Origin of the sequence: Bradyrhizobium sp. AS23.2, from assembly GCF_001908185.1 — a bacterium.
In the GTDB taxonomy this organism is placed as follows: Bacteria; Pseudomonadota; Alphaproteobacteria; order Rhizobiales; family Xanthobacteraceae; genus Bradyrhizobium.
This window is the reverse complement of record NZ_LGHM01000003.1, coordinates 1-12,116: the sequence shown is the minus strand read 5'-3', so window position 1 is coordinate 12,116 and position 12,116 is coordinate 1. Positions and strand designations below refer to the sequence as shown.

General features: G+C 65.7%; 9 protein-coding genes. 7 read left to right on the top strand and 2 right to left on the bottom strand.

All coding sequences use genetic code 11. The annotated features are described in order from the left end of the window. Positions 1 to 98: 98 nt before the first annotated feature. From smc to AC630_RS00210, 7 genes are all read left to right on the top strand, one after another. Positions 99 to 3,566 carry a chromosome segregation protein SMC gene (smc, locus tag AC630_RS00240; RefSeq protein WP_074116515.1) on the top strand — a complete coding sequence of 1,156 codons (3,468 nt, stop codon included), beginning with the start codon at positions 99 to 101 and terminating at the stop codon, positions 3,564 to 3,566. A gap of 135 nt (positions 3,567 to 3,701) precedes the next feature. Next, positions 3,702 to 4,679, top strand: a complete 978-nt coding sequence (locus AC630_RS00235) for a small ribosomal subunit Rsm22 family protein (protein WP_074116532.1) — start codon at positions 3,702 to 3,704, stop codon at positions 4,677 to 4,679. A 136-nt stretch (positions 4,680 to 4,815) separates the two neighbouring features. Beyond that, on the top strand, positions 4,816 to 5,376 hold the full coding sequence (locus AC630_RS00230; protein WP_074116514.1) for a LemA family protein: 561 nt from the start codon (positions 4,816 to 4,818) through the stop codon (positions 5,374 to 5,376). A 150-nt stretch (positions 5,377 to 5,526) separates the two neighbouring features. Next, the gene (locus AC630_RS00225; RefSeq protein WP_074116513.1) at positions 5,527 to 6,765 is read left to right on the top strand and encodes a M48 family metallopeptidase; all 1,239 of its coding nucleotides are present in this window, start codon (positions 5,527 to 5,529) and stop codon (positions 6,763 to 6,765) included. Positions 6,766 to 6,959: 194 nt separating this feature from the next. After that, entirely contained in the window at positions 6,960 to 7,712 is a 753-nt protein-coding gene (locus AC630_RS00220; protein ID WP_074116512.1) for a P-loop NTPase family protein, read from the top strand. A 59-nt stretch (positions 7,713 to 7,771) separates the two neighbouring features. Next, entirely contained in the window at positions 7,772 to 8,440 is a 669-nt protein-coding gene (locus tag AC630_RS00215) for a hypothetical protein (RefSeq protein WP_074116511.1), read from the top strand. A gap of 86 nt (positions 8,441 to 8,526) precedes the next feature. Then, complete coding sequence (locus tag AC630_RS00210) at positions 8,527 to 8,859, top strand: GIY-YIG nuclease family protein (protein ID WP_074116510.1); 333 nt, start codon at positions 8,527 to 8,529, stop codon at positions 8,857 to 8,859. 15 nt (positions 8,860 to 8,874) lie between these two features. Here AC630_RS00210 and AC630_RS00205 read toward each other — a convergent pair whose 3' ends face one another. Further along, on the bottom strand, positions 8,875 to 9,414 hold the full coding sequence (locus tag AC630_RS00205) for an adenine phosphoribosyltransferase (RefSeq protein WP_074116509.1): 540 nt from the start codon (positions 9,412 to 9,414) through the stop codon (positions 8,875 to 8,877). A 152-nt stretch (positions 9,415 to 9,566) separates the two neighbouring features. Further along, positions 9,567 to 11,732: an anthranilate synthase component I gene (locus AC630_RS00200; RefSeq protein ID WP_074116508.1), complete on the bottom strand. Its 2,166-nt coding sequence runs from the start codon at positions 11,730 to 11,732 to the stop codon at positions 9,567 to 9,569. Between the last annotated feature and the right edge of the window lie 384 nt (positions 11,733 to 12,116).

Genomic DNA, 12,116 nt, shown 5'->3' with positions numbered 1-12,116 from the left:
CATGAGCCGCCTCGCGCGACTCACCCAGACAGCGACATTGCCTTCCATGGTATTGTCCCGGCAGGGGGATTCGCGCCTGCCAACAGAGATGCGTGCTTATGAAGATCACCCGCCTGCGCCTTCACGGCTTCAAGTCCTTCGTTGAGCCCACGGACTTCGTCATCGACCCCGGCCTGACCGGCGTGGTCGGACCCAACGGTTGCGGCAAGTCGAATCTCGTCGAAGCGCTGCGCTGGGCGATGGGTGAGACCTCGTACAAGTCGCTGCGCGCCGCCGACATGGACGCGGTGATCTTCGCCGGCTCCGGCAACCGTCCGGCGCGCAACCACGCCGAAGTGACGATGACGATCGACAACGCCGATCGCACCGCGCCCGCGGCGATGAACGACAGCCAGCTTCTCGAAGTCTCCCGCCGCATCGAACGCGAGGCGGGCTCGGTCTATCGCATCAACGGCCGCGACGTGCGCGCCCGCGACGTGCAGATCCTGTTCGCCGACGCAGCCACCGGCGCGCGTTCGCCGGCCCTTGTTCACCAGGGCAAGATCGGCGAGATCATTCAGGCCAAGCCCGAGCAACGCCGCCGCGTGCTGGAAGACGCCGCCGGCGTCGCCGGTCTGCACGCCCGCCGTCACGAGGCCGAGCTGCGCCTGAAGGCGGCCGAAACCAACCTCCTCCGCGTCGAGGACGTGATCGGTCAGCTCTCCGGCCAGATGGAAGGTCTGAAGAAGCAGGCCCGTCAGGCCGTGCGCTATCGCGAGGTTGCGGCCAAGGTCCGCAAGGCCGAAGCGACGCTGTTCCATCTGCGCTGGATCGGCGCTCACGCCGACGTCAACGAGTCCGGCCAGACCCACGATCTCGCGGTCCGCGAGATGGCCGAGCGCACCCAGCACCAGGCTGAAGCCGCCCGTATCCAGGCCATCCGCGCCGCCGAAATGCCGGCGCTGCGCGATACCGAAGCGCGCGCCGCAGCCGGGCTGCAGCGCCTGACCAATGCCCGCGAGCTGCTCGACCGCGAGGAGGAGCGCGCCAAGGAGCGCGTCGCCGAGCTCGAGCGTCGCCTCGCCCAATTCGAAGGCGACATCTCGCGCGCCCAGCAGCAGACCATGGATGCCGACGTCGCGCTGCAGCGGCTCGACACCGAAGACGCCGAGCTGAAGGAAGAGATCAAGTCGCGCGTCGAGAAGCGCTCGGGTGTCGATGAGCGCGTTGCGGAAGCCGAGGCAACGCTCACCGAGACCGAAAGCCAGTTCGCCGAGCTCACCACCGAGCTCGCCGACCTCACCGCCAAGCGCAATCAACTCGAAGCCAACGTCCGCACCCACCGCGACAAGCTCGCCCGTCTCGACCAGGAGATCGCGAATGTCGCGGCGGAAGAGCAGAAGCTTGCCAACGAGATCGGCGGCTTCGGCGATCTCGACGAGCTGACCGCGACGGTCGAGACCGCGGAGCAGACGCTGGCGGCCTCGGAAGCCGCAGCACAGGCGAGCGAAGCGGCCCATGTCGCCGCGCGGCAAACGCTGGAATCCTCGCGCTCGCCGCTGAACGAAGCCGACAAGCGCGTGCAGCGGCTCGAGACCGAGGCGCGCACCATCTCCAAGATCGTCAATGGCGAGACCAAGAATCTGTGGCCGCCGATCATCGACGGCATCACCGTCGACAAGGGTTTTGAGAAGGCGATCGGCGCCGCGCTCGGCGACGATCTCGATGCCCCGGTCGATCCGTCCGCGCCGATGCGCTGGACCAATGCCGGCGCCGTCACCGACGGTGATCCGGAGCTGCCCGAGGGCGCCGTCCCGCTCGCCAACCACGTCCAGGCGCCGGCCGAGCTGGCTCGCCGCCTGGCGCAGATCGGCGTGGTGCCGCGCGAGCGCGGTGCCGAACTGGTCTCGCAGCTCAAGACAGGCCAGCGGCTGGTCTCGCCCGAGGGCGACGTCTGGCGCTGGGACGGCTTCGTCGCGGCAGCTCACGCGCCGACCGGAGCCGCACGGCGCCTTGCCGAGCGCGCCCGACTCGTCGACATCGAGAACGAGCTCGAACAGGCCCGCATCGACGCGCAGATCAAGCGTCAGGCGTTGGAGAACGCCGAGTCCGAGCTGCAGATGGCCGCCAGCACCGAAGGCGCCAGCCGCGAAGCCTGGCGCGCCGCGCAGCGCGAGCTCAACACCGCGCGTGAGCGCCATGCCACGGCGGAGCGCGAGATCAGCCGCCACGCCGCGCGCAAGGCGACGCTCTCGGAAGCGCACAGCCGCATCGCAGCCGACCGCGCCGAGGCCGAGGCCGCGTACGAATACGCCGCCGCCGGGATCACCGAGCTGCCGTCGAGCGAAGAGACCGAAACGCGTCTCGCCGCCGTCCGCAGTGACATCGAAGGCCATCGCCGCATGGCCGCCCAGGTCCGCGCCGAGGCGCAGGCGCTGGCGCGCGAAGCCGAGCTTGCCGATCGCCGCGTGCAGGCGATCCTCGCCGAACGCACCGAGTGGCAGAACCGTAAAGAGAGCGCGGCCTCCCATATCGACACCATCCAGACCCGCATAACCGAGGTCTCGATCGAGCGCAGCGATCTCGAAAACGCGCCCGCCGTGTTCGCCGAGAAGCGCAGCGCGCTGATCACCGAGATCGAATACGCGGAAAACGACCGCCGCATGGCCGCCGACGCGCTCGCCACCGCGGAAAGCGCGATGGCGGAGACCGATCGCGTCGCGAAATTGACCCTTGAAGCGCTCTCCAGCTCCCGCGAAGCCACCGCCCGCGCCGAGGAGCGCATGGAAGGCGCACGGCGCCGGCTCGAAGACATCGAGCGCGAAATCCGCGACATGCTGGAAGTCGAGCCGCAGGCCGTTGCAGGCCTTGCCGAGATCGAGTCCGGCGCCGAGCTGCCGCCGCTGCACGACATCGAGGAAGACCTCGAAAAGATGCGCCGCGACCGCGAGCGCCTGGGCGCGGTGAACCTGCGCGCCGAGGAAGAGCTGCGTGAGGTCGAGACCCAGCACACCGGTCTCGTCACCGAGCGCGACGACCTCGTCGAAGCCATCAAGCGGCTGCGCCAGGGCATCCAGAGCCTCAACAAGGAAGCGCGCGAGCGGCTCCTGACCTCGTTCGAGGTCGTCAACAGCCACTTCAAGCGCCTGTTCGTCGAGCTGTTCGGCGGCGGCGAAGCAGCGCTGCACCTGATCGAGAGCGACGATCCGCTGGAAGCCGGTCTCGAGATCATCGCCAAGCCGCCGGGCAAGAAGCCGCAGACGCTGTCGCTGCTCTCGGGCGGTGAGCAGGCGCTGACCGCGATGGCGCTGATCTTCGCCGTGTTCCTCACCAACCCCTCGCCGATCTGCGTGCTGGACGAAGTCGACGCACCGCTCGACGACCACAACGTCGAACGGTACTGCAACCTGCTGCACGAGATGACCGGCTCGACCGACACCCGCTTCATCATCATCACGCACAATCCGATCACGATGGCGCGGATGAACCGGCTGTTCGGCGTCACCATGGCCGAACGCGGCGTCTCGCAGCTGGTGTCGGTGAGCCTGTCAGAGGCGGTGGACATTCTCGACCAGAACGTGGCTTGAGATCTTTAGCCGTCATTCCGGGGCGATGCGCAGCATCGAACCCGGAATCTCGCGCTACAATCTCGAACTTCTCTGATGCGCAATTGCGCATCAGAGTTCGCGCTTCGCGCGCCCCGGAATGACGTGAGGTTGCTCATGATCTCACCCACCCTTCCTCCCGAACTGAAAGCGGCCCTCGACGCCAAGCTCCAGGGCTTTTCGCGCACCGACGCCGCCCGGCGGTCGTCGCAGATCTCGAACACCTATCGCGCAGGCGGCGGCTCCGGCACGATCAAGTCCGAGGCTGATGCGCTCGCCTATGCGCTCGCGCGCATGCCGGCGACCTACGCGGCCGTCGCCGCGAGCCTGAATGCACTGACCGGGATTGCACCGGACCTCGCCCCGGTAACGCTGCTCGACGTCGGCGCAGGCCCGGGCACCGCGAGTTGGGCGGCCGCGGAGGCCTTTTCGTCATTGCAAGACTTCACCCTGCTCGACGCCAACGCCACGCTGAGCCGGCTCGCGCTCGAACTGGCACGCAACAGCTCGCGATTGGCGGACTGCCGCTACCTGCCCGGTGACGCCAGCGGTAACCTTGCCGAGGTCCCGCAAGCCGATCTCGTCATTGCGAGCTACATCATCGGCGAGCTCGGCGAGAGTGACCAACGCGCGCTCACCGAAGCGATGTGGGCGAAAGCGCGCCGCGGGCTGGTCGTGATCGAGCCCGGCACGCCCGCCGGCTACGCGCGCATTCTCGCGCTGCGCCAGCAGCTCATCGCAGCAGGCGCCCATGTCGCCGCGCCCTGTCCGCACGAAAAGCCCTGCCCGCTCACATCGCCCGACTGGTGCCATTTCAGCCAACGCCTGCCACGCTCACAGGCGCATCGCCAGATCAAGGGCGCCGAGGTGCCGTTCGAGGACGAGCGCTTCATCTACGTCGCCCTGACCCGCACGCCGCCCGCAATGCGCGCCTCGCGCGTGCTGGCGACGCCTGATGTCGGCAAGGCCGAGATCACGGCAAAGCTTTGCACTGAGGACGATGTCGAGCTCGCGAAGGTCCCTCGCCGCGACAAGGCCGCCTATGCCAGCGCCCGGCGCTGGCGCTGGGGTGACGCCGTCATGTCCGAAAGTTAACCTCGTTCTGCGCTTTGCCTTGAACTTGGATGGTTCCTCATCCGACCAAGTCTTACCTCCCCCCTGCGCCGGGGCTCTCGCCCTGCGTTAATTTGGTTTAGGCTGCGCCCGCCTTCTTCCCCATCAGGAGTTCTCCATGTCGACCGGCTGGATCGTTCTCGGCGTTATCGTCGTCCTCGTGCTGTTCGCCTTCAGCGCCTACAACCGTCTGGTGGCGCTGGGCCAGCGCGTCAGCCAGGCCTTTGCCGATATCGACGTGCAACTCAAGCAGCGCCATGACCTGATCCCGAACCTGGTCGAGACGGTGAAGGGCTATGCCTCGCATGAGCGCGGCACGCTCGACGACGTCATCAAGGCGCGCAATTCGGCGATGTCAGCGCAGGGGCCGGCGCAGGTGTCCGCCGCCGAGAACCAGCTCTCCGGCGCACTTGGCCGGCTGATCGCGCTGTCGGAGGCCTATCCCGACCTCAAGGCCAACGCCAACTTCCAGCAGCTTGCCAGCGAGCTCTCGGACATCGAGAACAAGATCGCGGCCAGCCGTCGCTTCTTCAACAACGCGGTCCAGGAATACAACACCGGTATCCAGCAGATGCCCGCGGCGCTGTTCGCCGGCATGTTCGGCTTCACCAGGAAGGATTTCTTCGATCTCGGCGGCAGCCGCACCGAGGTCGAGGCAACGCCGCAGGTGAAGTTCTGATTGCCTGACATGTCCATTGTTTTTCTCCGTCATTCCGGGGCGTCGCAAAGCGACGAACTACGGTGCGCAATTGCGCACCTGGGAATCTCGAGGTTCCGGGTTCACACCTTCGGCGTGCCCCGGAACGACGGTCGTTGACGAAGGCGCGTCATGGCCGCGTATGGTCTCTACACGCACATCGCCTCGAACAAGTTTCGTTCGATGCTGCTGCTCGCCGGCCTGTTCGCGCTGGTCTATGTGCTGGTCTATGCCGGCGCGCTGGTCGCCGAAGTCGTCATCGACAGCAACCGAACCGTTGCCTTCTACCTGAGCCACGCCTTCCACGATCTGATCGCCACCGCGCCGGTTGCGACAATCGCGGTGGCCCTCTGGATCGTGATCGCCTATTTCTTCCACCAGTCGATGATTGACGCGGTGACCGGCGGCCACGACGTCACCCGGCAGGAGGAGCCGCGGCTCTACAATCTGCTCGAAAATCTCTGCATCTCGCGCGGCATCACGATGCCGAAGCTGAAGATCATGGAGAGCCCGGCGCTGAACGCGTTCGCGACCGGCCTCAATCCGCGGCAATATTCGATCACCGTCACCACCGGTCTCCTCAATGCGCTGAACGACAAGGAGATCGAGGCGGTGCTGGGCCACGAGCTGACCCACATCAAGAACGGCGACGTTCAGCTCATGGTCGTCGCCGTCATCATCGCCGGCGTGGTCGGCTTCTTCGGCGAGCTGTTCTTCCGCCTGTTCACGAGCTTCAACTGGAGCTCCGGCTCCGGCAGCTCGTGGTCCTCGGGCTCCTCCTCGTCGTCGCGATCGTCCTCGTCGTCGAGCGACAGCAAGAGTTCCGGCGGCGGTGCGGTGATCGTCATCATCATCGCGGTCGTGCTGATCGTGGTGGCCTGGCTGATGTCGCAGGTGGTGAAGCTCGCGCTGTCGCGGTCGCGCGAATATCTGGCCGACGCAGGTTCGGTCGAGCTGACGAAAGACCCGGACGCGATGATCTCGGCGTTGCGCAAGATCGAGGGCCGCGGTGAGCTGCCGGGCGCGACCTCGGCAGTGATGGAGCTCTGCGTCGACAATCCGCGCGAGGGCTTTGCCGACCTGTTTGCCACCCACCCTTCGGTACAGTCCCGGGTCGACGCGCTGGTCAAATTCGCCGGCGGCCATGATCCCGGCCCGCTGCCGTCGCCCACCGAGGAGACGGAAGAGCCGGACGCGCAGGCCGACCAGCAGGACGCTCCGCCGCTGCCGCAGGGCCCATGGAACGACGCCGGAAAGCCGGCCAATCCGCCCCCCGAACCAAGCCCCGCCCGAACCTCGGCGGGGAACCCGCTGGGCAATCCCATGGGTAATCCGATGGGCAATCCTATGGGTCCTTGGGGCCGCCATTGAGGGCATGATTTGCCGCCCCGTGCGGCGGGCTTCGCGGCGATTGGGAAAAACTCCGGGAATTGCCGCACGCGGGGGCCGAGGATTTGAATTCTCCCTTGTTTCTGCCATGTTCGCGCCCAACAGCAGACTTGGGACATCGATTTGGGGCCCGGCCGATTGCAAGGCGCAGTCGGAGGGCGCGTTAGGGGACAGCAATGGCAAAGCCGGCAGTGGTTGTGGTGGGCGCGGACAAGGGTGGGGTTGGCAAGACCACGGTGTCGCGTACCTTGCTCGATTATTTTTCCGCCAACAACGTGCCGACGCGCGCCTTCGACACGGAGTCGCCGCGCGGAACGCTGAAGCGCTTCCACCCTGACATCACCGAGATCGTCGACATGATGACGACGTCGGACCAGATGAAGATCTTCGATACGCTCAACGCGGCGAGCCCGTCGGTGACCGTGATCGACGTTCGCGCCGGCCTGCTGTCGCCGGCACTGGCGTCGCTGCGCGACATCGGCTTCCTCGACGCCGCCAAGGCCGGCCAGATCACCTTCGCGGTGTTCCACATCCTGGGACCCTCGATCGCCTCGCTCGACGAGATCGCCGAGACCGCGGGCTTCATGGGTGGTGCAAAATATTTCCTGGTGAAGAACTTCATCAACGACACCCAGTTCTTCCAGTGGGACCAGGCGACCTACAATTCCTACTTCCACCGCATCAAGGACGCGACCGAGCTGACCATCCCCAAGCTCAACGAAATGGCCTATGAGCAGGTCGAGGTGTCCTCCGTCCCGTTCCTGAAGTTCGTCGCCAACAAGGGCATCAACGACGATGCCGCGAACTACTCGTTCGTGCTGCGCGGCTATGTCCGGCACTGGCTGGCGAACGTCTGGAGCGAATTCGACCGCATCCGCCTGACCGACATCGTCGGCTCCAAGCCTGCGGCCCGTAGCGCCGAAAAATAGTTGCGAGCGACGTGCGATACGGCTGGATTGGGCGGTGAGTTGGCCTGATATAGCTGTCGATGCCCGCGACGCCTGTCTACATCATCTGCTCGCCCCGCCCGCAGGTCGGCAAGACGCTGCTGGCGCGGCTTTTGAGCGAATTCCTGCTGCTCAAGAACGGGGACGTCACGGCCTTCGACGTCAACCTGAAGGAGCCGTCGCTGCTCGACTATCTGCCGAAGATCACGGAGACCGCCGACGTGATCGACACCTACGGCAAGATGCAGCTGATGGACCGCGTCATCGTCGATGACGGTCTTGCGAAGGTCATCGACCTCGGCTTCCACGCCTTCGACGAGTTCTTCAAGATGACCGACGAGATCGGCCTGCTCAAGGAGGCGGCACGCCGGCATGTCGTGCCGATGATCATGTTCGTTGCCGACACCGACCGCCTCTCGGCCCGCGCTCATGAGATGCTGCGCGGGCAGATCCCGCGCATGAATCTGATCACCGTGGACAATGAATACGTCGTGCGCGGCGAGCTGCCCGCGGCGATGGCCAGGGGACGGGTGTTCCGCCTGCCCGCGCTGCCCGGCTTCCTCAATACCTATATCGACCGGCTGAATTTCTCCTTCACCGGCTATCTGCGCCAGGAGAAGGATTCCTCCGCCGAGCTGCACCAGTGGACCCGGCGCAATTACCTCGCGTTCCGCGAGCTTGAGCTCAGCCTGATCTTGCAACAGTTCTGAATATTTTATCCGGGTAATATTGACGCGATGCGTCCCCGCGGCTACTGAGCTTGCGCAACAGCATCCCTCAGCAAGGCCCTTCACCCGTGACCATCGACCGGAAAGCAGCGATCGCCGCCTACAAGGAGCGGAAGACCATTGCGGGCATCTTCGTCGTCCGCTGTGCGGCGTCGGGCGAGGCCTGGGTCGGCCAGGCCCCGAACCTGGAGACGATCCAGAACCGCATCTGGTTCTCGCTGCGCCAGGGAAGCCACACCTGCCGCACGCTCCAGGCCGCCTGGAACAAGCATGGCGAGGCGGGCCTGACGTTTGGCGAATGCGAGCGTCTGGAGGATGAGGAGACCGCCTATGTCCGAAACGCGCTCCTGAAGGAGCGCATGCTGCATTGGCGGGCTGAGCTAAAGGCCGAGGCGATCTGACGATCGCTGCGGCCCTTAATGCCCCTCGAACGTCATCAGCGTGCGCACCGGTACGTCCATCGCGCGCAGCTTGGCGGCTCCGCCGAGATCAGGGAGGTCGATGATGAAACAGGCTGCGACCACATTGGCGCCGATCTGCCGCAGCAGCTTCACCGCGCCTTCGGCGGTGCCACCGGTGGCGATGAGGTCGTCGACCAGGATCACGCGCTCGCCGGGCTGGATCGCATCGACGTGCATCTCCATCTCGTCGATGCCGTATTCCAGCGAATAGGCAATGCGCACGGTGGTGTGCGGCAGCTTGCCCTTCTTGCGGATCGGCACGAAGCCGGCCGAGAGCTGATGCGCCACCGCGCCGCCGATGATGAAGCCGCGCGCTTCCATGCCGGCGACCTTGTCGATCTTGTTGCCGGCCCAGGGATTGACGAGCTCGTCCACCGCGCGGCGGAAGGCGCGCGCATCCGCGAGCAAAGTCGTGATGTCGCGGAACATGATCCCCGGCTTGGGATAATCTGGGATGGAGCGAACGCTCGCCTTCAGATCGTGGTCAAAGGTCATTTGTGTCTCACTTTGGGTTTGTCCGCCGTCATTACGAGCCACCGGGTCCGCGCAAAGCGCGGCCCGATGACAGGCTCCGCGAAGCAATCCAGACCTTCTACGAGGAGACCGTCTGGATTGCTTCGTCGCTTCGCTCCTCGCAATGACAGCATTTACTTAGCTCCAGCATCCAGCCGGAAGGCGTTTTCGACAATCTTCAAGCCCACCTCGTTGCCGAGCGACATCAGCGATTCCGGGTGGAACTGCACGCCGGCGACCGGCAGCGTCTTGTGCTCCAGCGCCATGGCGACGCCGTCCTCGGTGCTCGCGGTGACGGACAAGACCTCCGGCATGCTGTCGCGCTCGACATAGAGCGAATGATAGCGGCCGATGACGATCTCGTTCGGCAGGTTGCGCATCAGCCGCCCGCCCCGCACCTGCACCCGCGAGGGCCGGCCGTGGGCGGGATTCGTGAGCTGGCCGAGCTCGCCGCCAAAATATTCGCCGATCGCCTGCACGCCGAGGCAGACGCCGAACACCGGCAACTTCTTCTCCAGCGCCGCATCGATGGTCTTCTTGATCCCGAAATCCTCAGGCCTTCCGGGGCCGGGCGACAGCACCAGCAAATCCCACCTCTTCTGTCCGAGCATGTCGAGCGCATGCACATGGCGGACCACCGTGACGTCGGCGCCGACCTGGCGAAAATAATCGGCCAGCATGTGCACGAAGCTGTCGTCGTGGTCGATCAGCAGCACCTGCTTGCCCGAGCCGGTCGCGTCAGGCGCGAAGGTCGACAGCGGCTTCGGCGGATCGCCGCGCAGCGCCTGGAACAGCGCTGCGGCCTTGACCTGGCATTCGCGGTCTTCCGCCGCCGGATCCGAGTCGAACAGGCAGGTTGCGCCGACGCGAACTTCGGCAAGACCGTCCTTCATGCGGATGGTGCGAATGGTGAGGCCGGTGTTGATGCTGCCATCGAAATTCACGGCGCCGATCGCGCCGGCGTACCAGCGCCGCGGCGAGCGCTCGTGATCCTCGACGAACTGCATCGCCCAGAGTTTTGGCGCGCCGGTGACGGTGACGGCCCAGGCGTGGGTGAGGAACGCGTCGAGCGCGTCGAAGCCGGGGCGCAGCATGCCCTCGACATGGTCGACGGTGTGGAACAGCTTCGAGTAGGTCTCGATCTGCCGGCGCGCCAGCACCTTGATCGTGCCGGGCACGCAGACCCGCGCCTTGTCGTTGCGATCGACGTCGGTGCACATGTTGAGCTCGAACTCGTCCTTCTCCGAGTTCAGCAGCTGGCGGATCTGCTCGGCATCGCCGATCGCATCGGTGCCGCGCGCGATCGTGCCGGAGATCGGGCAGGTCTCGACGCGGCGTCCGTCCGAGCGCACGAACATTTCAGGTGAAGCCGACACCAGGAATTCGCCCTCGCCGAGATTCATCAGCGCGCCGTAGGGCGACGGATTGATGACGCAAAGCCGCTGGAAGACTTCGGCCGGCGAGCGGTCGCAGGGCTCGGCAAAGAGCTGACCCGGCACGGCCTCGAACAAATCGCCGCGCGCGAAGGCCGCGCGCGCGGTCTCCACCGTCGCCTGATATTCGCCGGGCGCGTGATCGGCAAAACCCTGGCGCGGCGTCTTCAGATACGGGCTCTCGGCGGTTTCGCGCGGCAGCCCCTCGGTGGATTTTCCCTTCCAGGTGAAATCGTAGCTCAGCACCACGCCGCGGCCGGTGGCGCGGTCATAGGCCAGCAGGCGATCGGGGACATAGAGCACGATGTCGCGCTGGTCGGTCTCGCGCGGACGCTTTTGCACGAGGTCCTCGATCTGGAACACGAGGTCGTAAGCGAACGCCCCGAACAGGCCGAGCAGGCCGTCATCATTGGCGGAGAAGGCGGCGACGAGATCACGCACCAGCGACATCACGCTGGCGCGCCGCGTGCGCTGGTCTTCCTCGACCGGCGCATCGCCGCGGATGATGTGGCCGGAAAGGCGCGAAGCGGTCTTCTCCGAGATCACGACGCAGGGCTCGCGCAGCACCTCAGCGAGGAAGGCAATCAGCACCTGCCCGCGCTCGTTCAGCGCTTCCAGCTTGAAATTGACGCCAGCGGTCTCGAGCTTGAGCGGCGGATCGGAGAAGCCGAGGTCAAAGCTCTCGTAGCGGCCGGGCACAGTCGTGCCCGAGGACAGCACCACGCCAAGGCGGCGGTCGAGCAGGTTGACGAGATCGTCGAGGCGGTTGGCGCCGCCGGTAAACTGCTCCGCCACGCGCGTGATCGCGAGACCTCCGCGGGTCACGTAATCGCTTCTGGCCGGAAGGGCAAAGACTGTCCTGTTCATGTGATCCTCTTGGGGTCCTCTTACGAGACTTGCCGAGGGAACGCCACACAGGACAAACGATCAGGCCGCCGCACTGCGCTGGCGACCTCAGACGATTTAGGAAAGGAAAATCGCACCGGCCACCTCTTTAGGAGGTGCGCCACCAAAGACGGGCTGGGCGGACGGCGGTGCTCATGGGCGGATACTCACCATGACGCGGGGGCGGCGTCAAGATGCGGGCCGCCCAGGTAGCCGCCAGCTGTAGCCCGGATGGAGCGCAGAGGCTGGGCAAGTATCTGTTTTGCGCCCACCTTACACGGCGTATTCGAATGTTGGACGAATTTGGCCTCGGAGTGGCGGTGGGGCGGCCCGTAGCCGGGCGATGATGTCGGTGATGGCGCTCAG